The sequence below is a fragment of the Saccharopolyspora shandongensis genome (assembly GCF_900106995.1).
Lineage (GTDB): Bacteria > Actinomycetota > Actinomycetes > Mycobacteriales > Pseudonocardiaceae > Saccharopolyspora > Saccharopolyspora shandongensis.
Genome location: NZ_FNOK01000056.1, coordinates 43,172 through 68,015, shown reverse-complemented (window position 1 = coordinate 68,015; position 24,844 = coordinate 43,172). Strand labels below are relative to the sequence as shown.

Sequence of the window (24,844 nt, the reverse complement as noted above, 5' to 3'; positions counted from 1 at the left end):
ATCCGGCAACCTTGATCTGGGATGGACTGTCCGCCCACCGTTCGAAAGACATGAAAGCCTGGCTGGCCACCCAACGACACTGGCTGCGCGTCGAGCGGCTGCCCGCCTACGCACCCGAGCTCAACCCAGTCGAACAAGTCTGGGGCAACATCAAAACAACCGAGCTGGCCAACCTCTGCCCCGAGCACATCGACGAAGCACATACCGCCGCGGGCACCGGCCTGGACCGCATAGGCAACAGCTACCAACTGTGCTTCTCCTTTCTCGACCACACCGGACTCCGCCTATGAACCAAGATCACCCAAATACCAAAAGATCATTAGGCAAAATCGGGAGCCATCTCGTGGGGGGCGAGGTGGAGGTCGGCCCAGGGGTCGGTGGGGACCACCTCGGTGCAGCGGCCGAGGTCGTCCAGCAGGCGGGACTGGCGCTTCAGCTGGTGCAGGGTGATCGCCCGTTCCGCCAGGGACAGCGACGGCAGCCGGGCCGCCAAGCGCTCCTCCAGGTGCTGGCTGTCCTCCGGTGACCGCAGCCAGACGATCATCACCAGGTTGTGCCGTCCCGTCACCGCCGCGCAGAACCGGATCTCCGGCAGCGTCGCCAAGATCCGGCCCACCGTGGAGAGCTCGTCGGGCGGCACGTTCGCCCAGAAGATCGCCGAGATCGGCCAGCCGGTGAGGCTCTGCGCGACCTCGCAACGGATCGACACCAGGCCGTGGTCCACGAGCCGCACCAATCGCCGACGCGCGGTGGACACGCTGGTGCCGGTCAGCGTGGCGAGCTCGGCCACGGAACGACGGCCGTCGATGCTCAGCGCGACGAGCAGGTCGCGGTCCTGCTCGGTCAGCACGCCCTGGCGGGCGCGCGGCGGCGCGTGCTCCGCCAGCTCGGCGCGCTGTGCGGGGGTGAGCGCGTTCAGCCGCCAGTGCGCACCCTCGCCGTAGACCGTGGTGGCCGTGTGCACGCTGGTGCGGCGGACGCCGGGCTGGTGGCTGAGCTCGTCCAGCACGAACCGGGAAAGCGCGGGCAGGCTCCGCGCGTTGATGATCACGAACAGGTCCCGCCCGCTGCCGACGTGGTGCACCGAAACGACCTGCGGCAGCCGCGCCAACAGCGTCGCCAGCCCGTCCCGCTCGGCCGGCAGGCAGTCGATCTCCACGCAGCCGAGCACGTGCGCCGACGGCGCGGTCAGCCGCGCGTACGCGGTCATCCACACCAGACCTTGCTCGGTGATGCGCTGCCACCGGCGAGCCACCGTGCTCGGGTCGACGCCGAGCACCGCGCCCAGCACCTGCCAGGAGCCGCGCGGGGCGATCTGCACGGCGTTGACCAGGGCCAGGTCCAACTCGTCTAATCCGGACGAATCTTGCATGCACGAACCTTCACATGACCGTTTCCGGCAATCCAAGCAGCGCGCGTGACGGCTTGTCCACCCTTGCTGCACCGCGGGTTCGAGCCCGCGACGAGTTCGACAGCGCCCGGAGATCACATGGAAACAGCGCGTACCCGGCCCACCCGACTGGATCGGGTCTTCGCCGGGATCGAGCGGCTCGGCAGCCGGATTCCCGAACCGTTCTTCCTGTTCGTCTACCTGCTGACCGCGCTGGCGGTGATCTCCACCGCGGTGGCGGCGTTCGGCGTCACCGTCGAGGTGCCGGGCAAGCCCGAGCCGATCCCGGTGCGCGCGGTGCTCAGCACCGAGGGCCTGGTGTGGTTCCTGACGAAGTTCGTGGACAACTTCATCGGCTTCCCGCCGCTGGGCACGGTGCTGGCGATGATGCTCGTCGTCGGATTCGCCGAGCGGACCGGCTTCCTGACCGCCGCGGTCACCCTCCTCTTCGGCCGCGCGCCGCGCTGGCTGCTGCCCTACGTGGTGGCGTTCGTGGCGTGCCAGGCGCACGTGATGTCCGACCCGTCGCTGATCGTCATCCCGCCGCTGGCGGCGCTGATGTTCAAGGCCGCCGGGCGGCACCCGGTGGCCGGCCTGATCGGCGCCTTCGCCTGCGGTGCAACGGGTTACGCGGGCGGCATCCTGGTCGGTTCGCTGGACGGGCTGCTGGAGGGCATCACCCGCAAGGCGCTGCAGATCGCGCCGCTGGCCACCGAGGTGCACACCCACATCGCGATGAACTACTTCTTCGCCGCGACCGCGGGCCTGCTGCTCCCGCTGGTCGGCGGGTTCCTGATCGACCGGGTGCTGGAGCCGCGGCTCGGGCCGTGGACCGATCCCGACGGCGAGCAGATCGCGGAGCTGACCGCGCGGCAGCGCAAGGGCGTGTGGCGGGCGTTCGCGGTGCTCGCCGGTTACGTCGTGCTGGCGTTCGGCACCTGGCTGCTGCCCGGCAGCTTCCTGCGCGGCGCCGGCGGCGCGCTGGTGCCCTCGCCGTTCCTGGAGAGCATCGTCCCGCTGATCATCATCGCCTTCCTGCTGGCCGGGCTGGTCTACGGGCTGACTGCGGGCACCGTCGCCGAGCGCGCCGACGTGCCGCGGATGATGACCGAGACGGTCAAGGACATGGCCGGCTACATCGTGTTCATCTTCGTCGCCGCGCAGTTCATCGCCCTGTTCACCTGGTCGAACCTGGGCACGCTGATCGCCGTCGGCGCCGCCGACGGGCTGCGGGCCGCGAACCTGACGGGCTTCCCGGCGATCATCGTGATGGTGCTGCTGGCGACGGTGGCGAACCTGTTCGTCACCTCGGGTTCGGCGCTGTGGTCGCTGCTGGCGCCGGTGATGATCCCGGCGTTCACCATCCTCGGCTACGACCCGGCGTTCATCCAGGCCGCGTACCGGATCGGCGATTCGACCACGCAGGCGGTCAGCCCGCTCAACGCCTACGTCTACATCCTGCTGAGCGTGAACCGGAAGTACCAGCCGGAGACGCAGCTGGGCACCCTGCTGGCCCGGTTGAGCTTCTTCGTGCTGCCGTTCTTCGCGGTGTGGCTGCTGATCCTCGCGGTGTTCTACTTCTTCGACCTGCCGGTGGGACCTGGCGCCGGCATCCGGCTGTGACCGTCTACAAAGGAGAGATGATGCAGTTCGACGAGCTCGTGGCGCTGCGGCGCGACTTCCACCGGTACGCCGAGCCCGCGTTCCTGGAGATCCGCACGTCCAGCATCGTCGCGGCGCGACTGCGGGCGCTGGGCTTGGAGCCGCTGACCGGGCGGGCCGCGATGCGGGCGGACACCGTGGTCGACTACCCGACCGCCGAGCGGCGCGAGCAGTTCGCGGAGCGGGCCGTGAAGACGGGCGCCGACGCCGCGGGCGTCGAGCACGCCGCCGAGTTCGGCACGGCGGTGATCGCCGAGGTGAAGGGCAACCGGCCGGGCCCGGTGTGGGGCCTGCGGTTCGACATGGACGCCCTGCCGCTGGCGGAGTCCGACAGCCCGGAACACGCCCCGGCGGCAGGAGGATTCCGCTGTGACTACGGCGCGATGCACGCCTGCGCGCACGACAGCCACACCGCCATCGGCCTCGGCCTGGCCAGTCGCCTGGCGGCGGACGCCGACTTCGCGGGCACGGTGCGGTTCCTGTTCCAGCCCGCCGAGGAAGGCGGCCGCGGGGCGGCGTCGATGATCGCCGCCGGGGCGGCCGAAGGCATCGACCGGTTCGTCGCGGTGCACCTCGGGCTCGACGAGCCGGCGGGGAAGGTCAGCGGAGGGATCCATGGCCTGCTGGCCACCACCAAGATGCGCGCCAGGTTCACCGGCACGGCCGCGCACGCCGCCGGAGCTCCGGAGCAAGGCGCGAACGCGCTGGTCACAGCGGCGAGCGCACTGCTCAACGTGATGGCGCTGCCGCGGTACTCCACCGCGGACACCCGCATCAACGTGGGCACGCTGCACGGTGGCGACAACGTCAACATCGTGCCGTCCTGGGCGGAGATGACGCTGGAAGCCCGGTCCACGGACTCCGACGTCAGCTCCGGCCTGACCGAGCGCATCAAAACCGCGCTGCGCGGCTCGGGCGCGATGCACGGGGTCGCGGTGGACGTGATCGAGACCGGCGGATCGGCCACTATGGACTGCGACGCCGAACTGGTGGAAGCCATCGACCGGATCGCCGCGGAGCTCCCCGACGCCGGAACCACCGACGGGTTCAAGCAGATGGGCGGCAGCGACGACGCCAGCCTGTTCGCCCGCGAGGTCCAGCGCGCAGGCGGCATCGCGACCTACATGACGGTCGGCGGCGGAAACACGGCGCCGCACCACAACCCGCTGTTCGACATCGACGAGTCGGCGATGCCGGTCGCCCTCGACGTCATGGAACGCCTCATCCGCCGCTGACCCCGCAGGCCGTGGTTCTTCCGCTTCGCGGCAGGGAGATTCGCGCCTGCGCGAGCGGCGGAGCCACCACCCCGGCGGCTGCCGAAGCGAACGGACCGTTCACCTCACCTATCGAGGCAAACGGTCCGTTCGCTCCACGTCGGCCTGCGCGTGTCACAGCACAACGCGACTCCAATCGCTACCGGCGAACAGCGAGCTGCGCGCGCAGGAGCTCGAAAACCCACTGCTCCCACTGCTCCGGCTTCCAGCCGCGATCGCGCACCACGAGCAGGTAGAGCTCGGGGCTGAGCAGCCCGAACAGCACGTCGGCAGCCTGCTCGGCGGACACGTCGGCGCGCGCTCCCGGCTTGGTCACGAGAGCGGCGGCAGCGGCGGCCTGGACGGTGTAGCGCGGGTCGGGTCCCTGCGGCCACAGCTCGGTGACCTCGGGTTCGGTCGCGGCGGCGATGCGCAGCACCTCGGTGATCGCCGCGACCCGCTCCATGATCAGCCGCGTGCCCGCGACGTGCGCCCGCAGCTGGGCCTCCGCGGTCTCGGCGCCGAGGGCCTCGCGGAACCACGGCCGGTCCATCGTCGCGACCGGCTCGTCGTCGCCCGCGATGGCCGTGTCCACGACCTCCTTCAGCAGGTTCCGCTTGTTGCGGAAGGTGAAGTAGATGGTCTGCACGGCGACGCCGGCCCGGTCGGCGATGTCCTGCAGCGGCGTCGCGCCGTAACCGCGCTCGACGAACAGCTCCCCGGCGGCCTGCAGCATCCGCAGCCGCGTCTGCCTGGCCTTCTCGGCCCGCTTGCCGCCCTTGTTGACCGAACTCATGACCGGAGTCTATAACTAGAGTCGTTCTCTAGAGTTCAACTCTAGTCAATTTGAGAGGAGACACCGATGCGATCCGTGGCCAACACCCAGCAGTCCGAGGCGTGGAACGGCTGGGAAGGCGAGCTCTGGGCGAAGAACTCCAGCCGCTACGACGGGATGCTCGACGACTTCAACGCCCCGCTGTTCGCCGCAGCCGAGATCGTCGAGACCCACCAGGTCCTCGACGTCGGATGCGGAACCGGGCACACGACGCGACTGGCGGCCGAGCTCGCGGCACGAGCCGTCGGCGTGGACATCTCCGCCCCCATGCTGGCCCGCGCCCGCGCCGATGCGGCGGGCATCCCGAACATCGAGTTCGTGCAGGGCGACGCCCAGGTCCACCCGTTCGCGGCCGGCGGGTTCGATGTGGCCATCAGCCGGGGCGGCGTGATGTTCTTCGCCGATCCCGTCGCCGGATTCGCCAACATCCGCCGCAGCCTCCGACCGGGCGGGCGGCTGGCGTTCATCACCCCGACCGCTCCGAACCCGGAAGGCGACTACGCTCGCGCGACCGCGGCTCTGGCCGCGTTCCTCCGCGGACCGTCCCCGGCGGCGCGCGGCATGATGTCCCTGGTGGCCCCGGACCGCATCCGCGAGGTGCTCGCCGAGGCCGGATTCGGCGACATCACCATCGACCAGACCGAAGCCACCGAGACGCTGGGCGCGAACGCGGCGGACGCCGCGGAGTTCGTGTGCTCGCTGGGCCCGGTCCAGTTCAACCTCCAGGACGTTCCGAAATCCACTGTGGACCAGGTCCGGGACGAGGTGCGCGCCGGATTCGAACCCCACGAAACCCCGCAGGGAGTCCAGATCCGAGGCACGGTCTGGCTCGTCAGGGCAACCAGCTGATCCGGGAGAACACCGTGAATTCCATCGAGAACACCAGTCAAGCCGAAGCGTGGAACGGCTACGAAGGCGAGCACTGGGCCGAACACCAAGACCGCTACGACGCGGTGAACAGCGGCTTCAACGAACCCCTGCTGAACGCCGCGAACATCGGCGGCCAGGACCGCGTGCTCGACATCGGCTGCGGCAACGGCCAAACAACCCGCCTGGCGGCAGCGCGAGCAGCACACGCGGTCGGCATCGACCTCTCGGCGCCAATGCTGCACCGCGCGCGGAACACCGCGACTCGAGCGGGCATCGCCAATGTGTCGTTCGAGCAGGGCGATGCCCAGGTCTACCCGTTCCAGGACGGCGAATTCGACGTGGCCATCAGCAGATTCGGCGTGATGTTCTTCGCCGACCCGGTCGCCGCCTTCGCCAACATCCGCCGCGCCCTGCGACCGGGCGGACGCCTGGCCTTCGTGTGCCTGCGCGAGCGGAGCGGCAACGACCTCGGGGCGGTGCTGGATGCAGCCGCGGAGCACCTGCCGGCACCGGAACCTGCCACCCAGCACGCCCCAGGTCCGATGTCGCTGGCCGATCCGGAACGCATCCGCGAAGTGCTGACCGGAGCGGGCTTCTCCGACGTGACGGCGAGCCCGGTCGACGCACCGCAAACGTGGGGCCGCAACGCGGCGGACGCGGCCGGTTTCCTCTTCGAATGGGGCCCCATCCAGGCGATGGTCCGCAACGCCGATCCGACCGCCGCCGAACGAGCTCGCGCCGCGCTCACGACGGCGATGCGACGGCACCAGCAGGCCGACGGCGTCCGCCTGCGCGGCACCGCATGGCAGGTCACAGCCACGCGGTGAGGTTCCCGGTCCGCCGAACACCCTCGGCGAACAACCGTCCTGATCACAGTTCTCCGAAACCGGTTGATCACCGGTTGTGCGTGCCCTAGGACTGCGTGGGGTGCCGCAGTTCTAGGGGGAATGAGATGGACCGGTTCGCTGTCCGCTACGCCGCGATCGGCGAGGCGTGGGAGAGCGTCCGCGATGCCACCGGGCAGGTTCGGACCAAGCTGGCCGATCTCGACGGGTCACTCGGACCGCTGCGGGCGTCCTGGACCGGGCAGGCCGCGGACAGCTTCGAGGTCGCGCGGGCGACGTGGGCCCGCGAAGCCGAGGAGATGACCGAGTTCCTCGACGGCATGGCGGACCTGCTGTCGCTGATCGACGAGAACTACCGCAGCGCGCACCAGGCGAACCTGGCGATCTGGGACGCCCCCGCAGGTTCGTCGGGCGGCTCTTCCACCGTGCCGATGTCGGCAGGCTCGGCCGGCGGGCCCGGCGGCGAAGTCGACGTCTCCATCGAGGAACTGCGCCGCGCCGCGCGGTCGTTCCACGGACTCCAGCAGCAGCTGGCCGACAACATGGGCTGGATCAGCCGGAACCTGCACGGCAGCGCCACCGGAATGGCCGGAGCCGACCCGGTGCTGGCCCCGTGGCGCACCCTCTACGACGAAACCGCGCGGGCGGTGTGGGCGGTACTCGGCGCGGCCACCGACCTGCTGGGCGGCATCGCGCAGGGCATGACCGACACCGGCAACAACTACGTCGACTCCGAAGAAGCCTCCACCGCCGGACACGGCGCGGCGCTGCCGGAACGACTACCGCAGCTCCCGGTCGACACCGTCAGCCCCGGCCCCGAACCACCACCCAGCGGTTCGGGCGCCCCGGCGCAGAGCCTGGAGGACTGGGGCTACGAGTACTCACCTGACGGTGACCCGGCAGGGCTCAAGTACGCGTTCAACGAATGGAAACAGCTCACCGAGAAACTCGCGGAAATCTCCCGGTCAGGCGACTCCCTGATCAACAGATTGGTGGAGGCCAACCGTGGCGAGGTCTTCGACCACGTCCGCCAGTACTGGGCCTCCAAGTCCCAGCTCTGCGGAAGCTCTGAGATCCTGCCGGTGCTCACATCGACCTGCAGCGCACTGAGCGAGTCGTGCAAAGTGCTGTCCGATGCGGTGAAGCTCGCGCAAGAGGAGATAGCGGATCTCAACCGGTTTCTCGAAGACACCGACCTCTTCTCCGTCCTCGGGATCCTCCGGAACACCCCACACGTACGCGCTGCAGAACTCGGCATCGAAATCGGCCAGTTCATGGCGATCAAGAAACGCATCCCAGAGATCAAGAGCGTGTACGAGTACCAGCGGGCCGAAGCCGTCCGCGTCCTCTCAACCGGGGGCAGGCTGGGCTTGCTCCAAGCCTGGGCCGCGAGGGCGCAGGCAGTGACCGTGGAGTCCGAGCGGCATGCCTACGACCAGGCCGATAGCGGACTCGAAGGGCACATCGGCGTGGCGCCCTACAGCGCCTGGGATGACGCACCCGAACCGCACCCCTCCCCCGCCGCAACGCACATCACCGCCGAACGCGCAACGCACATACTCGACGGCGACCCGCCACCAGGCCGCGGCGGCGGCCACATGCACGGGATCGGAAAGCCGGGCAAGAGCGAGTTTCCGCTTGGCTGGGACGGCCCGCGAATCCTGGGGCACGTCCAAGACATTGCGCGCAACCCGGACCAGCCACCAGAAAAGAAGCGCGACCGTTGGGAGATCTACGGGTCCCGCGATGGGGTTCGGATCAAGGTTGTGCTCGAATCAGATGGGGAAGTGGTGACCGCCTATCCTGTGAGCGGCCCCGGCGTGCATGAAAACCCTCGACGGAAATGACGGATGAACGATGATGGACGACCTTGAGTTCATGGATCGAGTTGAAGCTCTGATCCAGTCGATCGCCGAACGGCTCCCTGGAGGGCTGAGGTCGTCGCTTCAAGAGGACACCAACGCAGGAGAGCACACACTGGCCCTGGATGGCCTGGCTGGGTCCCTCGCTCACAAAAAAATTCCGATTTCATGGGCGGAAAGCACGGAGCTCCGGGAGCTCTTGTACGACCACGAACTTCCGGTTCCATACATGCATTCGATCAACGACCGGGACAACGTCATGGCGTCACTGAACGTGGTCGACGATGAGCCGGAGCGCAACAAGCCGGAGACTCCGGTGCCGTCCGGACCGCCGGTGGTCGTCCACGAGAATCCTGACTTCGGTCGCACACTGCGAACCCAGGTCGGCCTGCACGTCGACCTACCTCCCCGACTGTACGAGCCGTTCGTGGACCACTTCACCGCCGCCGTCGGGGTCGGCGTCGAGATCAACCTCGCCCGCACCAACCCCGACCAGTACTTGCGCGGCGGCAAGGTCCACGAACCCACCGAGGCCGAAGCGAACTTCGTTCCCTTGATGATCCAGCTGATCAGCGACGGCTCCATCTGGGGCGGTGGCATCCTGCTGCGCGGCTTCGAGCAGTGGTGGACCAAGAACCGCACCGACGCCGAATCACTGGTCCGCCAGATCCCCACGATCCTGGCGGCCGAGCAGTACGGCGACGACAACTTCCACATCGCCCTCGCGGACATGTCATCGTCCACTGTGGAGCAGGTCCTCGCCGTGCTGACCGAATCGAAGATCGAGGAAATCCTCGGCGCCGTCCCACCCGTCCCGGTGTTCAAGTATCCGCCGATGTGACCGTCAGCCCCGCGCGGCCAACCAACCGAAGCGGCGCAGGGCACTGGCGAAGCGCTCGGTGTCTGCGGCCAGTCGGCTCAGACGCGCTGTATCCACCTCACCGGTCGGGATGCGCCGCGCTTCGTCCGCTAGATCCTGCTGCAGCACCATCATCGCGGACGCCATCTCGCGCGGTGTGTCGATTCGCGCCGGGATCATCCCATCCTCCAGCGGCCGGTTGGTGAGCCCCGGAAATTCCGCGGCCAAGAAGCAATCCGTGCATTCGCGTATCCCTACTGGCAGCCCGGCGCACGGCGCCCCTGGCGGGGAGCACTCCTCCACCTCGCCAGCCTGAAACAACTGGCGGCACCAAGACCGAACCAAGGAATCGCTTGCGCCGCAATAGATATGCGCGAACCGACACCACTCCGGCACCACCCCTTGCCGGTACCGGAAGTGCCGGATCTGATCGCCTGACCGACCAACGTGTTGCATGAGATGCCCTCCCAGCGCAAGCGGTTCTGTTGCCACAATGTGGTAATTCCTAACTTTCGCGCAGCCTGGCATCATCAACAATGTCGTGACCGTGGGCGCAACAGGTGAGACCGTGGAGACCCGCAATGACCAAGACGCCGAAAGGCCGCGCGCTGGGGAACGCACTGCGCCAGGCAAGGCAGGAGCGAGACCTGACAGTGCGGGCATTCGCCGCTCAGCTCGGACGTGATCCTGGAGTGCTGTCGAGATGGGAGACTGGAGACCGCACCCCCAAACCCGAGCAGGTTGCGCAGATTCTCACATCGCTTGGCGTCAACGGTGACCGGTACGAGGAGATCGTCGATCTGGCCTACGGAGCGGACGACTCGAACTGGGTCGCCACGACGCTTCCGGCTCAGCGCCAGCAGTTGGCCGCCTTCATCGACTTCGAGCAGAACGCGTCGAAGATTCTCGAAGTGTCGCCGATGCTGATTCCCGGACTGCTCCAGACAAACGACTACATCCGCGCGGTCATGACGGACGCACGCGTTCCAGTCGGTGAGCTGGCCACGCGGATAGCCGTTCGGATCGGGCGCCGCGATGTGATAACGCGCGATCGACCCACTCAGTTCACCGCACTGGTCGGCGAAGCCGCCCTCCGGCAGGTGCTCGGCGGCCGAAAAGTGATGATCGAGCAGCTCAGGTACCTACTCGAGATGGCCCGACGACCCAACATCGAACTGCGGGTCTTCCGTTTCGGCACCGGCTGGCACCCGGCACTCGAAGGACAATTCCACCTCATAGAGACCGGTGATGGCACGGTCGTGCACCTGGAGAACCTCAAGTCCGCGTTGTTCTTGCATGAAGACTCCGACGTGCGCACCTACCAGCAAGCGGCAGAGAAGGTTCTTGACGTGGCTATGAACCAGGCCGAGTCTGCCAAGCTGATCAGGTACATCGCCAACAGCATGGAGAAGGGCAATGAACGCTAAAACGACCTGGCGCAAATCCAGCTACAGCGCCAACGCCGGTACCTGCGTCGAGCTCGCGAGCTCCTTAGACCGAATCCGCGACTCCAAGGACCCGCAGGGCCCCACGCTGCGGGTCGACGTCGCCGGATTCGTGCAGGCCGTCAAGGGCGGCCGGTTCGACCGCTGACGACTCGGGTCGGACCTAGTCGTAGCTGACCGTGAGTGGTTGGGGCGCCATAGCACCCCAACCACTCACGGAACGCCTTTACTCCTTCAGCTCGCAGAGCGTGGTGCCCTGGGACACCGAGTCGCCCGGCTGCGCCGACAGGCCCGTCACCGTGCCCGCCTTGTGGGCCGTCACCGGGTTCTCCATCTTCATCGCTTCCAGGACCGCGATCAGGTCGCCCGCCGCGACCTCCTGGCCGTCGGTCACCGCGACCTTCACGATCGTGCCCTGCATCGGCGCGGTCACCGCGTCGCCGGACACCGCCGCACCGGCCTTGCCCGCGGAACGCTTGCGCGGCTTCGCCTTCGCTGCCGGGGCCGCCGACGAGACCGCCAGCTCCGCTGGCAGCGAGACCTCCAGGCGGCGGCCGCCGACCTCGACGGTGATCGTCTGCCGCGCCTCCGGCTCCTCCGCCTCTACGCCGCCGGTGAACGGCTCGATGTTGTTGTCGAACTCCGTCTCGATCCACCGGGTGTGCACGGTGAAGCCGTCGGCCCCGACGAACGCCGGGTCGCGGACGATCTCGCGGTGGAACGGCAGCACCGTGGCCATGCCCTCCACGACCATCTCGTCCAGCACCCGCCGCGAGCGCTCCAGCGCCTGCTGCCGGTCCGCGCCGGTGACGATCACCTTCGCCAGCAGCGAGTCGAACTGGCCGCCGATCACGCTGCCCGACTCGACGCCGGCGTCCACCCGGACGCCCGGGCCGTGCGGCGCGACGAAGCTGGTCACGGTGCCAGGCGCGGGCAGGAAGTTGCGGCCCGCGTCCTCGCCGTTGATCCGGAACTCGATGGAGTGGCCGCGCGGCTCGGGGTCGGCCGTGACCCGCAGCTTCTCGCCGGCGGCGATGCGGAACTGCTCGCGCACCAGGTCCAGGCCCGTGGTCTCCTCCGACACCGGGTGCTCCACCTGCAGGCGGGTGTTGACCTCCAGGAACGAGATCGTCCCGTCCAGGCCCACCAGGAACTCCACGGTGCCCGCGCCGTAGTAGCCGGCCTCGGCGCAGATGGCGCGCGCCGCCTCGTGGATGGTGCGGTGCTGGTCGTCGCTGAGGAACGGCGCCGGGGCCTCCTCGACGAGCTTCTGGTGCCGCCGCTGCAGGGAGCAGTCGCGGGTGCCCACGACCACCACGTTGCCGTGCTGGTCGGCGAGGACCTGCGCCTCGACGTGCCGCGGCCGGTCCAGGTAGCGCTCCACGAAGCACTCGCCGCGGCCGAACGCCGTCTCGGCCTCGCGCACCGCCGAGGCGTACAGCTCGGGGATCTCCTCCAGCGTCCGGGCGACCTTCAGGCCCCGGCCGCCGCCGCCGAACGCGGCCTTGATGGCCACCGGCAGCCCGTGCTCCTCGGCGAAGGCGACGACCTCGTCGGCGCCGTTGACCGGGTCCTTAGTCCCCGGCACCAGCGGCGCGCCCGCGCGGGTCGCGATGTGCCGGGCGGTGACCTTGTCGCCGAGGTCGCGGATCGCCTGCGGCGACGGCCCGATCCAGATCAGGCCCGCGTCGAGCACCGCCTGGGCGAACTCGGCGTTCTCCGACAGGAAGCCGTAGCCGGGGTGCACGGCGTCGGCCTCGGCGCGCTTGGCGACGTCGATGATCTTGTCGATGTTCAGGTACGACTCGCCGGGCGTCGAGCCGCCCAGCGCGAAGGCCTCGTCGGCCAGCCGCACGAACACCGCGTCGGCGTCGGGCTCGGCGTACACGGCGACGGAGGCGATGCCCTCGTCCTTGCAGGCGCGGATCACCCGCACCGCGATCTCACCGCGGTTGGCGACCAGGACCTTGCTGATCGGCGTCACGTCCACAGTGGTCAACTCCTCATTTCCCGGCGCGACGCCGGACGGCTGGCGAAAATCTTGTTGGCGGGCAACGACATCAGCCCGGGAGGGCCGACGCGCGCCAAGCGTGCGGGCCGGGGCGCAGCGGCCGGCGGCCCGCCGGGTGGCGCAGCGCGGCGGCCCGGTCGCCCCACAGCGACATCGGCCGCTGCTCCGGCGCGGCCGCGGCGCTAGCGGCGGCCAGGCCGCTCAGCACCGCGGTCAGCGCGGCGATCTCGGCGTCGTCGGGATCGCCGCGCACGATGCGCAGCACCGGACGCTCCTCCGGCGTCACGTCCTGGCTCATCGGGCACCTCCTCGCGGGTGGGACGAAGTCACAGCGGGATGTTGCCGTGCTTCTTCGCGGGCAGGCTGGCGCGCTTGTCCTGCAGCATCCGCAGCGACCGCGCCACGTACCCGCGGGTGAAGGACGGCGGGATCACCGAGTCGACGTAGCCGCGTTCGGCGGCCACGTACGGGTTGCAGAGGGTGTCCTCGTACTCCTGCTGCAGCTGTGCCCGCGTGGCCTCGACGTCCTCGCCGTTCTCGGCCGCTTCGGCGAGCTGCCGCCGGTAGAGGATGTTCACCGCGCCCTGCGCGCCCATGACCGCGATCTGCGCGGTCGGCCACGCCAGGTTGACGTCCGCGCCCAGGTGCTTGGAGCCCATCACGTCGTAGGCGCCGCCGTAGGCCTTGCGGGTGATCACGGTGACCAGCGGGACGGTGGCCTCGGCGTAGGCGTACAGCAGCTTCGCGCCGCGCCGGATGATGCCGTTCCACTCCTGGTCGGTGCCCGGCAGGAAGCCCGGGACGTCCACGAAGGTCAGCACCGGGATGTTGAAGGCGTCGCAGGTGCGGACGAACCGCGCGGCCTTCTCGCTGGCGTCGATGTCCAGGGTGCCGGCGAACTGGGTGGGCTGGTTGGCGACCACGCCCACCGGGCGGCCCTCGATGCGCCCGTAGCCGGTGATGATGTTCGGCGCGAACAGCGCCCCGACCTCCAGGAACTCCTCGTCATCGACGACGCGGGAGATGACCTCGAGCATGTCGTAGGGCTGGTTCGGCGAGTCCGGGACCAGCACGTCCAGCTCGCGGTCGGCGTCGGTGATCGATTCGGCGATCGACCCGGCTCCTGTATCGGGGCCGTCGAACACCGGCGCCTCGGCCAGGTTGTTGCTGGGCAGGTACGACAGCAGCTCCTTGACGTAGGCGATGGCGTCCGCCTCGTCGGTGGCCAGGTAGTGCGCGTTGCCGGAGCGCGAGTTGTGGGTGCGCGCGCCGCCGAGCTCCTCGAAGGTCACGTCCTCGCCGGTGACCGTCTTGATGACGTCGGGGCCGGTGATGAACATGTGCGAGGTCTGGTCGACCATCACGGTGAAGTCGGTGATCGCCGGCGAGTACACCGCGCCGCCCGCGCACGGGCCCATGATCAGCGAGATCTGCGGGATCACGCCGGAGGCGTGGGTGTTGCGCTTGAAGATCTCGGCGTACAGGCCGAGCGCCGCCACACCCTCCTGGATGCGCGCGCCGCCGGAGTCGTTGATGCCGATCAGCGGGCAGCCGGTCTTCAGCGCCAGGTCCATGACCTTGACGATCTTCTCGCCGAACACCTCGCCCAGCGACCCGCCGAAGACGGTGAAGTCCTGCGAGAACACGCACACCTTGCGGCCGTCGACGGTGCCGTAGCCGGTCACCACGCCGTCGCCGTAGGGGCGGTTCGCGTCCATGCCGAAGTTCGTGGAGCGGTGCCGCGCGTGCTCGTCGAGCTCCACGAACGAACCCGGGTCCAGCAGCATGTCGATGCGCTCGCGGGCGGTGTTCTTGCCCTTCGCGTGCTGCTTGGCCACCGCGCGCGCCGAGCCGGCGTGCACCGCCTCGTCATTCCGCCGGTACAGATCCGCCAGCTTGCCGGCGGTCGTGTGGATGTCCGGCACGTCCACCGGCGGCTGACCGACCGGCTCCGTCGCGCTGCTCATGCAACCAACCTGTCCTCGTTACCTGCTCGGCTCCAGTGTCTGCCGCCCACCAGCGGCGTTCCAGGCCCGGAGCTGGTGACACACCTCGGCGCGTGCAGCCGGTTCGTCACTCTGATTCCGGGCGCGGCGTTCGTGCCAGCAGACCTGGTCATCGCGGAGCCTAATCCGGGGCGGCGACCGAAGTCAATTTCGAAGTGAGCTGCCCCTAGTTCACCCAAGGTAGGCAATCGAGCATTCTCCTGCGGGGATGACGCTTAAGTGAATATCTAGTAGTAGTCATCCACAGTCTGCTTGTGGCCTGTCACACGGTCTCCACGGGAGTGCCCAGCATCAGCGCCGAGCCGATCCGCGACAGCGCCTCGACGTCGCGAACCGAGCCGGTGCGCACCATGTCGTTGGCGACCGTCAACGCCGCCTGCACCAGGATCCGGGCGCGCACCGGGTCGAGCCCCGGCCGCGCCTCGCACAGCAGCCCGACCCACTCGGCCACGTAGGCGTGCTGGGTCTGCCGCGCCCGGTGCCGCTCCGCGTCCGGCAGGTGGTTGACCTCGCTGACCAGGATGTCGATGAACCGGCCGTGGTCGAAGGCGAAGCCGATGTAGGAGCCCAGCAGCTCGCGCAGCGCGTCGTCGGCGGCCGGCGTGCTGGCCAGAGTCCGTTCGAGCTCGACCTCCAGCCACGCGTTGCCGCGGGTGATCACGGCGCCGAGCAGCTCCTGCTTGCTGGCGAAGTAGTTGTACAGGCTGGGGCCGGCGATGCCGGCCGCCGCGCCGACGTCCTCGGTGGTCACCTCGGTGTAGCCAGCGTCGGAGAACAGCCGCATCGCCGCCGCCAGCAGCAGCCGCCGCCGGGAAGCGCGTCCAGCGAACAGCGCGGCCCGCTGGTCGGCGTCGGGCTCGTGGCGATCGGCGAACCGCTGCGGCGGCTGGCTCCCTATGACGACCACCATGGCCCGCAGCAGCTGCTCGAACTGGCGCCGCGACAGGTCCACCTGGTGGTAGGACGGGCTGGTCAGGACGCTGAACATGCACCAGGCGCGGAACCGGGCGTCCTCGCCGGTCAGCTCGGGCCGGAAGGCACGCGCCACCTCGGCGAGCCCGGTGGCCACACCGCGCAGCTCCTCGCGCAGCGCATCGCGCTGTTCCGCGGGCAGGTGCCGGGCTTCGCGCTGCCAGAGCACGCCGAGCTGGCGGTGGTCCAGCGCGGCGGCGGCGAGCTGCGCGACCACGTCGTCCAGGTCCCGGTCGGCCACCTGCGCGGCGATCGCGTTGAACGGCTGGAGCTCGTCGAGCACGACCCGGGTCAGCAGCTGCTGCTTGCCCGCGAAGTGCCGGTACAGCGCCGACGAGCCGACCCCGACCGCCTCGGCGATGTCGCTCATCCCGACCCGGGCGTAGCCGAGCCGGTAGAACAGGTCCGCGGCGGCGGCGGTGATCAGCGCCCGGCGGTTGCGCGGCCGCGTGTTGCGGGCAGGTGGATTCGTCACGTCAGCCATCGCCGCCTCCCCTGCTCACCCGGCACAGCGAGCATACTTGCGCGCCATGCCGGGCGACGTGGCCGAGGACCCTCCACATGAGATCGTCGGCAGCGATAGGTTCTACGCGCTCATCAGCGCCAGGTGGCCGTGACCAACCAACCGGAGGTCTTCACCACGACGAAGCCACCTCGCTCCAGGGTCCGCAGCGCGGCCGTGGCCTCCTCGCGCGCCCGGCCGACGGACGCGGAGTCGGCTTCGGACATCCAGAACCGGGTCGGGCCCCAGCCGAAGATGAACCCGACGGCGTCGGCCGCGTTCTCGCCCAGCACCATCTCGGACTCGACTTCCCGGAGGACGACGCCCTCGAAGCCGGCACCGGTCAAGATCTCGCGGATGCGTCCGGGATCGGTGAACGTGGCCGGGCCGGGCGCGGTGTCCTCGGCCGGATCGGGCAGGGCGACGTGCGCGCCGATCGCCGCCCACACCGCGCCGAAGTCGGCGTCGGAGGCGTCCCGGCCGCACCCGAAGACCAGCCGACCGCCCGGCTTCAGGGCCGCGCCGATGTTGGCGAACGCGGCCATCGGATCGGCGAAGTACATGATCCCGCCGCGGCTGATGGCCACGTCGAACCGGGCGGCGGGAAGGTCGTGGACCTGCGCGTCGCCCTGCTCGAACGACACGTTGTCGATGCCTTCGGCCACGGCCGTGCGCCGGGCGCGTTCGAGCATCGGCCCGGACAGGTCGATGCCGAGGACGTGCCCGCCGGTCGCCTTGCGCGCGGCGGTCCTGGTCGTCTGCCCGTTGCCGCACCCGATGTCGAGCACGTGGTGGTCGCGCTCGATGCCCGCCGCCTCGAACAGCGAAACGTCGTTGCGGCCGCCGCGCCCGCCGACCATCACTTCGTACCGCTCCTGGTTCTCCGCCCAGTGCGTGCCTTCGTAGCCGTTCCAGGCTTCCGCCTGATGAGTGTTGACGATCTTCATGTGGCCAACTCTGGCCCGCCGCGCTCACAACTCCCTCGCAGAACGCACACACCCCACCTGCCGGTGGCGGTCACCAGCACCAGCGGGTTCGGGCGGCGAGCTGCTCAGGCGTGGCGTCCGCGCATCGCTGCGCTTCGGCCCTGCGAACCGTGAGCATCGCGTCGTGCAGTTCCTTGCCCAGGGCGTCGGCCAGCACCTCGGATGCCTCCAGCGCATCAGCCGCCTCATCCGCGTTCGTGGGCAGTCGGCGGATTCCCGCCGCCGCGCGCTCGTCGTCGGTCAGCGCCGCCGGGTCGCCGGTGATCTCCGCGGGCAGCCGCAGCTCCTCGCGCACGCCCGCGAGGCCCGCCGCCAGCACCGCGCCGACCGCCAGGTACGGGTTCGCGGTGGCGTCGAAGCACTTCACCTCGGCGTTGGCGGCCCACCGCTCGGTGCCCGTCGTGCCGGTGATCAGCCGCATCGCGGCCTCCCGCGCTTCCCGGCCCCACACCTGCCACACCCCGGCCCACCGGGACGGCTCCAGCCGCAGGAAGCTCGCCGGGTTGCCGCCGCCGATCGCTTGCAGCGCGGGAAGTTCTCGCAACACACCGGCCAGGAAAGCCTCGCCGGGAGGCTGCAAGCCGTAGCGTCCCGGGCCGTCCGCGAACAGGTTTCCGCCAGAGTCGTGCACGGACAGGTGCAGGTGCCCACCCGAGCCCGCGCCGCCGGGCACGAGGCAGGGCGCGAAGCTGGCCCGGCAGCCGCGGCGGCGCGAGACCGCGCGCACGGTGTGCCGCACCAGCAGGGCGTCGTCGGCCGCGCCGAGCGGATCCTTCGCGGCCACCGACAGTTCGACCTGCCCGAGCGCGTATTCGGGGTGGAACTGCTGCACTTCGAGCCCCTGCTCGCGCAGCGCGGAGACGAGTTCGAGCGCGTAGTCCGCCGTCGCCTCCAGGCGCACCTGGCCGTAGGCGGGGCCGGTGAACGCCGGGACGAACTCGTCGGTACCGGGCTCTCCCAGCGCCCATTCGTGTTCGAAGGCGGCGAGGACGGTCAGCCCCGCGTCGGCGGCGGCCTGCGCCTGGCGCGCGGCGAACGCGCGCTGGCAGGCGACGAACCGCTGCCCGTCCTGGCCGAACTTGTCGGCGGGCGCCCACGCCCAGCCCGGCAGCGCCGCCAGGCGCACCAACCGGCCGAGGTCGGGCACCAGCCGCAGGTCGCCGTCCGGCCCGCCGAGGTAGCGGCCCGGCACCATCACGTCGTCGAAGGTGAACGTCTCGAAGCACGGCGAGGCCCCGACGCCGAACCGAGCCGCGGCCGGCAACCGCTCCAATGGAACCGTTTTCACCCGAACGATCCCAGCGTTGTCCACAAAGGACATCTCGACCAGCTCGACGCCCTCGTCGCGCAACCGTGCGATGACATCGACCGAACCGGCCGGATCGTCCCGGGGAATCCGCTCGCTCATACCCGCCACGCTATCCGGCGGCGCAAGCGGAAGCGCTTCACGTCGTTCAGCCGTACATGTGGGCGCGATGAGTTTCGGCCGCCCGGCGAGTCGGCCCACGGCGCAGTGGTCCCGCCTCGCCGCGGGCCGATCCGACGACCTCTCCGGCTAGTTCTCACCTCACCGGCATCCGGGACAGTGAGGGCCCCGACCGTTCTGCCGGTCGGGGTGCCCTACCACTCGGAAAGGTCAGTTCCGGTTCTGGGACAGGAGTTGTTCGAAGGGGACCGGTTCTTCGAACGCGTCGGCGCGGGCTGGTGCCGGACGGTGGTCGACGAGGGCCGCGAACTCGCCCGCCGCGCGGTCGACGCGGTCGGCCAGCGCCGCGCCGTCGCCCGCCGAACCCCAGTCCTCTGACGCCGCGTACACCGCGGTCGGCACCACTACCGCCCGCAGGTAGCTGAACATCGGGCGCATCGCGTGTTCCAACGCCAGCGAGTGGCGCGACGATCCGCCGGTGGCACCGATCAGCACCGGCTTGCCGACCAGCGAATCGGTCTCCACCACGTCGAAGAACGACTTGAACAGCCCGCTGTAGGACGCCTGGAAGATCGGCGTCACCGCGATCAGGCCGTCGGCCGCGGCCACCCGGTCGAGCACCTTCCGCAGCTCCGCGCCTGGGAAGCCGGTGACCAGGTTGTTCGCCACCTCCTTGGCGTGGTCGCGCAGCTCGACCACCTCGATGTTCGGCGACTGCGCCAACGCGCGGCCGGTCGCCGCGGCGAGCTGGTCGGCCAGCAGCCGGGTCGACGACGGCTGGCTCAGGCCCGCCGAGATCACGACCAGGTTCCGCTCGGTCACTTCGCCACCTCCGCCTTTTGCGCTTCCTTCGCTTCCTTCGCGGCCAGCAGCGACGCGTGCGTCGGGGCGTCCGGCACGTGCGCGGGCCGCATCGACTCGAACTCCTTGCGCAGCACCGGGACGACCTCCTCGCCGAGCAGGTCGAGCTGCTCCAGGACGGTCTTCAGCGGCAGCCCCGCGTGGTCCATCAGGAACAGCTGGCGCTGGTAGTCGCCGATGTAGTCGCGGAAGCCCAGCGTCCGGTCGATGACCTCCTGCGGGCTGCCGACCGTCAGCGGCGTCTGCTCGGTGAACTCCTCCAGCGTCGGCCCGCCGCCGTACACCGGCGCGTGGTCGAAGTACGGCCGGAACTCGCGCACCGCGTCCTGGGAGTTCTTGCGCATGAACACCTGCCCACCGAGGCCGACGATCGCCTGGTCCGCCGAGCCGTGCCCGTAGTGCTCGAACCGCCGCCGGTACAGGTCGACCATCCGCTGGGTGTGCTCCTTGGGCCAGAAGATGTGGTTGTGGAAGAAGCCGTCGCCGTAGTAGGCGGCCTGCTCGGCGATCTCCGGGCTGCGGATGGAGCCGTGCCAGACGAACGGCGGCACGTCGTCCAGCGGCCGCGGGGTCGAGGTGAACGACTGCAACGGCGTGCGGAACTTGCCCTCCCAGTCGACCACGTCCTCCCGCCACAGCCGGTGCAGCAGGTGGTAGTTCTCGATGGCCAGCGGGATGCCTTGCCGGATGTCCTGGCCGAACCACGGGTACACCGGGCCGGTGTTGCCGCGGCCCATCATCAGGTCGACACGGCCGTCGGCGATGTGCTGCAGCATCGCGAAGTCCTCGGCGATCTTCACCGGGTCGTTCGTGGTGATCAGCGTGGTCGAGGTGGACAGGATCAGCCGCTCGGTCCGGGCCGCGACATAGCCGAGCATCGTCGTCGGTGAGGACGGCACGAAGGGCGGGTTGTGGTGTTCGCCGGTGGCGAAGACGTCTAGTCCGACCTCCTCGGCCTTGAGCGCGATCCGCACCATGGCCTTGATCCGCTCGGCCTCGGAGGGCGTGCGGCCGTTGGTCGGGTCGGTGGTGACGTCACCGACCGAGAAGATCCCGAACTGCATGTGAACTCCCTCGCTGGCCAGATCCCGATCATTTAGTACGAGATTCAACTATTTCCACGAACGATTCTGCCCTGCGAATTGTTCCCGCCGAAGACCCGCCCGCTCCGACGGGACGCACATCACAGGCGGCCCGACACACCGCCGCATGTCGAAACGCAGGGGCCCGGGCCCCGTCGTGGGTGCTGCTAGAACTGGCTCGGCTTTGTCCTTGAAGCGGCGCAGCCGCTTAGGCCACCTACGCCGCTTGCACCGCCGCGGGTTCTCAGGGGTCTTCTCGCGAGGACAGCCCCGACGTGGTGAATTGGTCATTCATGAGGTCGGGGATCCCACAGCGAGAAGACGCCTGAGGTTCCGCCACCCGCACCGCCCAGCAAAACGAGTCGGAGACAGGATCTAAGATGCGCGCCGTGGCTTCCCCCGGTCTTGAGGTGTCCGACGCCCAGCAGGTTTTGCAGCGCGTTTTCGGTTACGACTCCTTCCGCGGTTCCCAGCAGGAGATCGTCGACCACGTGATCGGCGGCGGCGATGCGCTGGTGCTGATGCCCACCGGCGGCGGCAAGTCGCTCTGCTACCAGATCCCGTCGCTGGTGCGGCCGGGCGTGGGCGTCGTCGTGTCGCCGCTCATCGCGCTGATGCAGGACCAGGTGGACGCGCTCAACGAGCTCGGCGTGCGGGCGGGCTTCCTCAACTCGACGCAGAACTACGAGCAGCGCCGCCAGACCGAGGCCGCGTTCGTCTCCGGCGAGCTCGACCTGCTCTACCTGGCTCCGGAGCGGCTGCGGCTGGATTCGACGCTGGACCTGCTCGACCGCAGCGAGGTCTCGGTGTTCGCCATCGACGAGGCGCACTGCGTGGCGCAGTGGGGCCACGACTTCCGACCCGACTACCTGGCGCTTTCGGTGCTGCACGAGCGCTGGCCCGCGGTGCCGCGCATCGCGCTGACCGCCACCGCCACCCAGGCGACCCGCCGCGAGATCGCCACCCGGCTGCAGCTGACCGAGGCCCGGCACTTCGTCTCCGACTTCGACCGCCCGAACATCCAGTACCGGATCGCGCCGAAGAACGATCCGCGGAAGCAGCTGCTGCAGCTGCTGCGCACCGAGCACGCCGGGGACGCAGGCATCGTGTACCGGCTCTCCCGCGCCGAGGTGGAGCGGACCGCGGAGTTCCTGGTGGCCAACGGGATCGACGCGCTGCCCTACCACGCCGGCCTGGACAAGGAGGTCCGCGCCAGGCACCAGTCCCGGTTCCTGCGCGAGGACGGCCTGGTCATGGTCGCCACCATCGCCTTCGGCATGGGCATCGACAAGCCCGACGTGCGCTTCGTCGCGCACCTCGACCTGCCGAAGTCGGTCGAGGGCTACTACCAGGAGACCGGCCGCGCGGGCCGCGACGGGCAGCCGTCGACCGCCTGGATGGCCTACGGCCTGCAGGACGTGGTGCAGCAGCGCAAGCTGATCGAGCTCTCCGAGGGCGACGACGCACACCGGCGCACGCTGTCCCGGCACCTGGACGCGATGCTGGCGTTGTGCGAGACCGTCGAGTGCCGCCGCACGCAGCTGCTCGCCTACTTCGGCCAGGACGCCGCGATGGCCTGCCAGAACTGCGACACGTGCCTGGCCCCGCCGGAGTCGTGGGACGGCACGGTCGCCGCGCAGAAGCTGCTGTCGACCGTGGTGCGGCTGGACCGCGAGCGCAACCAGAAGTTCGGCGCGGGCCAGATCATCGACATCCTGCGCGGCAAGAAGACCGCGAAGATCGAGCAGTTCCGGCACGACTCGCTGAGCGTGTTCGGCGTCGGCGCCGACCTGAGCGACAACGAGTGGCGCGGCGTGATCCGCCAGCTGCTGGCCCAGCGCCTGCTCTCCGTGGAAGGCGACTACGGCACGCTGGTGCTCACCGAGTCCAGCGGCGAGGTCCTGCGCCGCGAGGACCCGCGGCAGGTGCTGCTGCGCACCGAGCCCAAGCGCGCCGCCGCGTCGACCACCAAGTCCAAAACCGCCAAGCAGGCCGCGCAGGACATGCCGCCGGAGGCGGAGCCGGTCTTCCAGCAGCTGCGGGCCTGGCGCGCGGTCACCGCCCGCGAGGAGAACAAAGCGCCGTTCATCATCTTCCACGACTCGACGCTCCGCCAGATCGCGGCGGCCCAACCGTCCACTCTGGACGAACTGGCCGGTATCAGCGGGGTCGGCGAGCAGAAGCTCGCCAAGTACGGCCAGGCCGTCCTCGACGCCCTGGCCGACGAGCAATCCTCAGGAAGCGAGATGCTCCAGGAGTAGGACCTGGGCTTCGCCGACCGCGAAGCCCAGGGCTGCTCCGGTGGCGCGACCGCCCGCTCCGTCACGGCCGTCCCGTCCTGGCCCGGTCGCGGAGGACGTTCTTCTGCAGCTTGCCGGTGGACGTCTTGGGGAGGTCGCCGAAGACGATCCGCTTCGGCGCCTTGAAGCGGGCGATGCGGGCGCGGACGAAGTCGATCAGGTCGGCCTCCGCGGCGGTCGCCGCGTCGCGCAGGGTCACGTAGGCGACGGGGACTTCGCCCCACTTCGGGTCCGGGGCGCCGACGACGGCCGCTTCGAGGACGTCCGGGTGCGCGGTGAGCGCGTTCTCCACCTCGATCGACGTGATGTTCTCGCCGCCGGAGATGATCACGTCCTTGATCCGGTCGCGCAGCTCGACGTAGCCGTCCGGGTGCCGGACGCCGAGGTCGCCGCTGCGGAACCAGCCGTCCAGCGCGGCCGCGGCGGTCGCCGCCTCGTCGCGGTAGTAGCCGAGCATGACATCGTTGCCACGCAACAGGATCTCGCCGGTCGTCAGCCCGTCGGCGGGCACGTCGCGCCCCTCGGCATCGACCACCCGCAGCGGCTCGGCGATCACGTTCGCGATGCCCTGCCGCGCGACCAGCCGGGCCCGTTCGTCGCCGGCCAGCCCCTCCCACTCCGGCTGCCACTCGCACACCACCGCCGGGCCGAAGGTCTCGGTCAGGCCGTAGAGGTGCCGGATGTCGATGCCGAGCTCGGTCATCCGCTCCAGCAGCCCGGGCCACGGCGGGGCGCCGCCGGCGAACACCCGCACCGGCCGGGGCGCCGGAAGCGCGGCCTCGGGATGGTCGGCCAGCATCGCCAGCACGGTCGGCGCGGCGCAGAAGTGCGTGACGCCGTCGGCTCGGATCGCGCGCCAGATCTCGGCGGCATCGGCCCTGCGCAGGCAGTGGTGCACGCCCCCGGCCGCCGTCACCGCCCACGGGAAGCACCAGCCGTTGGTGTGGAACATCGGCAGCGTCCACAGGTAGCGCGAGGACGTGTCGAGCTGCGCGTGGTAGGCCATTGCCAGCGCCTGCAGGTAGGCGCCGCGGTGGTGGTACATCACGCCCTTCGGGCGGCCGGTCGTCCCGCTGGTGTAGTTGATCGACAGCAGCGACCGCTCGTCGGCGACCTCGACCCGGTGCGGCTCGGCGGCGTCGCGGAGCTCGTCGTACCGATCGGAGTCGATCACCGCGAGGTCCGCGCCGGATTCGTCGAGCACCTGCCGGTACTCGGAGTCCACAATGGCCAGCCGCGCGCCGCTGTGCTCCAGGATGTAGCCGATCTCGGACGCGGCCAGGCGGGTGTTCAGCGCGACCAGCACCGCACCGGCCAGCGGCACCCCGTAGTGCGCCTCCAGCAGCACGTGCGTGTTGGGCGACAGGACCGCGACGCGGTCGCCCGGCCGAATTCCTTGCGCGGCAAGCATTCCCGCGAGCCGTTGGGCCCGGTCCCAGAACTGCGCGTAGGTGTAGCGCCGCGTTCCGTCGACGACCGCCGGGCGATCGGCGAACACCGCCGCCGCTCGCTCCAAAAAGGACACCGGTGACAGTTCCCGAAACGCGATACCGCCCACCACGCGCCCCTCCCGCCCCGTTCCCGGAACACTCGGCACCGGGCCATGATCCCGGCGCTGGGTGACCGGAGCATAACCACATCGCCCCGGCAAAAGCGAGAGTCCGCGCACCTCACCCG

22 protein-coding genes are annotated in these 24,844 nt (G+C 69.7%); 10 read left to right on the top strand and 12 right to left on the bottom strand.

Features of this window, described 5'->3' with window-relative positions; genetic code table 11:
- Nucleotides 1–290 (top strand): transposase (locus BLW84_RS37430; RefSeq protein ID WP_093275672.1); only part of this gene is annotated, 290 nt, incomplete at its 5' end.
- Between the two features lie 29 nt (nt 291–319).
- Here BLW84_RS37430 and BLW84_RS37425 read toward each other — a convergent pair.
- The gene (locus tag BLW84_RS37425; RefSeq protein WP_093275638.1) at nt 320–1,372 is read right to left on the bottom strand and encodes an Lrp/AsnC family transcriptional regulator; all 1,053 of its coding nucleotides are present in this window, start codon (nt 1,370–1,372) and stop codon (nt 320–322) included.
- A gap of 117 nt (nt 1,373–1,489) precedes the next feature.
- On the opposite strand from BLW84_RS37425, the gene BLW84_RS37420 reads away from it, so the two are divergent.
- Nucleotides 1,490–3,013, top strand: coding sequence for an AbgT family transporter (locus BLW84_RS37420; protein ID WP_093275635.1), 1,524 nt, complete (start codon nt 1,490–1,492; stop codon nt 3,011–3,013).
- 17 nt (nt 3,014–3,030) lie between these two features.
- Nucleotides 3,031–4,287: an amidohydrolase gene (locus BLW84_RS37415; protein ID WP_245761659.1), complete on the top strand. Its 1,257-nt coding sequence runs from the start codon at nt 3,031–3,033 to the stop codon at nt 4,285–4,287.
- A gap of 178 nt (nt 4,288–4,465) precedes the next feature.
- Here BLW84_RS37415 and BLW84_RS37410 read toward each other — a convergent pair whose 3' ends face one another.
- Complete coding sequence (locus BLW84_RS37410; protein WP_093275632.1) at nt 4,466–5,101, bottom strand: TetR/AcrR family transcriptional regulator; 636 nt, start codon at nt 5,099–5,101, stop codon at nt 4,466–4,468.
- Nucleotides 5,102–5,167: 66 nt separating this feature from the next.
- Here BLW84_RS37410 and BLW84_RS37405 point away from each other — a divergent pair, with 66 nt between their 5' ends.
- The 4 genes from BLW84_RS37405 to BLW84_RS37390 all read left to right on the top strand — a co-directional run bounded on the left by BLW84_RS37405 (nt 5,168) and on the right by BLW84_RS37390 (nt 9,558).
- Complete coding sequence (locus BLW84_RS37405; RefSeq protein ID WP_093275630.1) at nt 5,168–5,989, top strand: class I SAM-dependent methyltransferase; 822 nt, start codon at nt 5,168–5,170, stop codon at nt 5,987–5,989.
- 14 nt (nt 5,990–6,003) lie between these two features.
- On the top strand, nt 6,004–6,837 hold the full coding sequence (locus tag BLW84_RS37400; RefSeq protein ID WP_093275628.1) for a class I SAM-dependent methyltransferase: 834 nt from the start codon (nt 6,004–6,006) through the stop codon (nt 6,835–6,837).
- 125 nt (nt 6,838–6,962) lie between these two features.
- Nucleotides 6,963–8,702 (top strand): WXG100 family type VII secretion target, encoded by a 1,740-nt coding sequence (locus BLW84_RS37395; protein ID WP_093275626.1) that lies wholly within the window; start codon nt 6,963–6,965, stop codon nt 8,700–8,702.
- Nucleotides 8,703–8,946: 244 nt separating this feature from the next.
- A complete protein-coding gene (locus tag BLW84_RS37390; RefSeq protein WP_143061236.1) occupies nt 8,947–9,558 on the top strand; it encodes a hypothetical protein in 612 nt (203 codons plus the stop codon).
- Nucleotides 9,559–9,561: 3 nt separating this feature from the next.
- On the opposite strand, the gene BLW84_RS37385 is transcribed toward BLW84_RS37390, so the two are convergent.
- Nucleotides 9,562–9,804 (bottom strand): hypothetical protein, encoded by a 243-nt coding sequence (locus BLW84_RS37385; protein ID WP_093275621.1) that lies wholly within the window; start codon nt 9,802–9,804, stop codon nt 9,562–9,564.
- 353 nt (nt 9,805–10,157) lie between these two features.
- Here BLW84_RS37385 and BLW84_RS37380 point away from each other — a divergent pair, with 353 nt between their 5' ends.
- Entirely contained in the window at nt 10,158–11,003 is an 846-nt protein-coding gene (locus BLW84_RS37380) for a helix-turn-helix domain-containing protein (RefSeq protein ID WP_093275619.1), read from the top strand.
- A complete protein-coding gene (locus BLW84_RS37375) occupies nt 10,993–11,169 on the top strand; it encodes a DUF397 domain-containing protein (RefSeq protein ID WP_093275616.1) in 177 nt (58 codons plus the stop codon). Before BLW84_RS37380 ends, BLW84_RS37375 begins: the two co-directional genes overlap by 11 nt.
- A gap of 78 nt (nt 11,170–11,247) precedes the next feature.
- Here BLW84_RS37375 and BLW84_RS37370 read toward each other — a convergent pair whose 3' ends face one another.
- From BLW84_RS37370 to BLW84_RS37335, 8 genes are all read right to left on the bottom strand, one after another.
- Complete coding sequence (locus BLW84_RS37370) at nt 11,248–13,011, bottom strand: acetyl/propionyl/methylcrotonyl-CoA carboxylase subunit alpha (RefSeq protein WP_093275614.1); 1,764 nt, start codon at nt 13,009–13,011, stop codon at nt 11,248–11,250.
- A gap of 70 nt (nt 13,012–13,081) precedes the next feature.
- Nucleotides 13,082–13,330, bottom strand: a complete 249-nt coding sequence (locus tag BLW84_RS37365; RefSeq protein ID WP_093275612.1) for an acyl-CoA carboxylase subunit epsilon — start codon at nt 13,328–13,330, stop codon at nt 13,082–13,084.
- A gap of 28 nt (nt 13,331–13,358) precedes the next feature.
- The gene (locus BLW84_RS37360; RefSeq protein WP_093275608.1) at nt 13,359–14,999 is read right to left on the bottom strand and encodes an acyl-CoA carboxylase subunit beta; all 1,641 of its coding nucleotides are present in this window, start codon (nt 14,997–14,999) and stop codon (nt 13,359–13,361) included.
- Between the two features lie 301 nt (nt 15,000–15,300).
- On the bottom strand, nt 15,301–16,494 hold the full coding sequence (locus BLW84_RS37355) for a TetR/AcrR family transcriptional regulator (protein WP_093275605.1): 1,194 nt from the start codon (nt 16,492–16,494) through the stop codon (nt 15,301–15,303).
- A gap of 113 nt (nt 16,495–16,607) precedes the next feature.
- The gene (locus BLW84_RS37350; RefSeq protein WP_093275602.1) at nt 16,608–17,459 is read right to left on the bottom strand and encodes a class I SAM-dependent methyltransferase; all 852 of its coding nucleotides are present in this window, start codon (nt 17,457–17,459) and stop codon (nt 16,608–16,610) included.
- Nucleotides 17,460–17,529: 70 nt separating this feature from the next.
- Nucleotides 17,530–18,906 (bottom strand): type I glutamate--ammonia ligase, encoded by a 1,377-nt coding sequence (locus BLW84_RS37345; RefSeq protein ID WP_093275599.1) that lies wholly within the window; start codon nt 18,904–18,906, stop codon nt 17,530–17,532.
- A 228-nt stretch (nt 18,907–19,134) separates the two neighbouring features.
- Nucleotides 19,135–19,746, bottom strand: coding sequence for an FMN reductase (locus BLW84_RS37340; protein ID WP_093275597.1), 612 nt, complete (start codon nt 19,744–19,746; stop codon nt 19,135–19,137).
- Nucleotides 19,743–20,849 (bottom strand): LLM class flavin-dependent oxidoreductase, encoded by a 1,107-nt coding sequence (locus tag BLW84_RS37335; RefSeq protein ID WP_093275594.1) that lies wholly within the window; start codon nt 20,847–20,849, stop codon nt 19,743–19,745. Before BLW84_RS37335 ends, BLW84_RS37340 begins: the two co-directional genes overlap by 4 nt.
- A gap of 398 nt (nt 20,850–21,247) precedes the next feature.
- On the opposite strand from BLW84_RS37335, the gene recQ reads away from it, so the two are divergent.
- Nucleotides 21,248–23,128, top strand: coding sequence for a DNA helicase RecQ (gene recQ / locus BLW84_RS37330; RefSeq protein ID WP_093275592.1), 1,881 nt, complete (start codon nt 21,248–21,250; stop codon nt 23,126–23,128).
- A gap of 61 nt (nt 23,129–23,189) precedes the next feature.
- Here recQ and BLW84_RS37325 read toward each other — a convergent pair whose 3' ends face one another.
- Complete coding sequence (locus BLW84_RS37325; RefSeq protein WP_093275664.1) at nt 23,190–24,725, bottom strand: AMP-binding protein; 1,536 nt, start codon at nt 24,723–24,725, stop codon at nt 23,190–23,192.
- Nucleotides 24,726–24,844: the final 119 nt, after the last annotated feature.

Excerpts from the sequence above, each read along its gene's own strand:
- BLW84_RS37335 (WP_093275594.1), bottom strand. The coding sequence starts at position 20,849 with ATGCAGTTCGGGATCTTCTCGGTCGGTGACGTCACCACCGACCCGACC.
- BLW84_RS37355 (WP_093275605.1), bottom strand. The coding sequence starts at position 16,494 with ATGGCTGACGTGACGAATCCACCTGCCCGCAACACGCGGCCGCGCAAC.
- BLW84_RS37405 (WP_093275630.1), top strand. The coding sequence starts at position 5,168 with ATGCGATCCGTGGCCAACACCCAGCAGTCCGAGGCGTGGAACGGCTGG.
- BLW84_RS37360 (WP_093275608.1), bottom strand. The coding sequence starts at position 14,999 with ATGAGCAGCGCGACGGAGCCGGTCGGTCAGCCGCCGGTGGACGTGCCG.
- BLW84_RS37380 (WP_093275619.1), top strand. The coding sequence starts at position 10,158 with ATGACCAAGACGCCGAAAGGCCGCGCGCTGGGGAACGCACTGCGCCAG.
- BLW84_RS37425 (WP_093275638.1), bottom strand. The coding sequence starts at position 1,372 with ATGCAAGATTCGTCCGGATTAGACGAGTTGGACCTGGCCCTGGTCAAC.
- BLW84_RS37375 (WP_093275616.1), top strand. The coding sequence starts at position 10,993 with ATGAACGCTAAAACGACCTGGCGCAAATCCAGCTACAGCGCCAACGCC.
- BLW84_RS37410 (WP_093275632.1), bottom strand. The coding sequence starts at position 5,101 with ATGAGTTCGGTCAACAAGGGCGGCAAGCGGGCCGAGAAGGCCAGGCAG.
- BLW84_RS37365 (WP_093275612.1), bottom strand. The coding sequence starts at position 13,330 with ATGAGCCAGGACGTGACGCCGGAGGAGCGTCCGGTGCTGCGCATCGTG.
- BLW84_RS37350 (WP_093275602.1), bottom strand. The coding sequence starts at position 17,459 with ATGAAGATCGTCAACACTCATCAGGCGGAAGCCTGGAACGGCTACGAA.
- BLW84_RS37395 (WP_093275626.1), top strand. The coding sequence starts at position 6,963 with ATGGACCGGTTCGCTGTCCGCTACGCCGCGATCGGCGAGGCGTGGGAG.
- BLW84_RS37345 (WP_093275599.1), bottom strand. The coding sequence starts at position 18,906 with ATGAGCGAGCGGATTCCCCGGGACGATCCGGCCGGTTCGGTCGATGTC.
- recQ (WP_093275592.1), top strand. The coding sequence starts at position 21,248 with ATGCGCGCCGTGGCTTCCCCCGGTCTTGAGGTGTCCGACGCCCAGCAG.
- BLW84_RS37420 (WP_093275635.1), top strand. The coding sequence starts at position 1,490 with ATGGAAACAGCGCGTACCCGGCCCACCCGACTGGATCGGGTCTTCGCC.
- BLW84_RS37415 (WP_245761659.1), top strand. The coding sequence starts at position 3,031 with ATGATGCAGTTCGACGAGCTCGTGGCGCTGCGGCGCGACTTCCACCGG.
- BLW84_RS37390 (WP_143061236.1), top strand. The coding sequence starts at position 8,947 with ATGCATTCGATCAACGACCGGGACAACGTCATGGCGTCACTGAACGTG.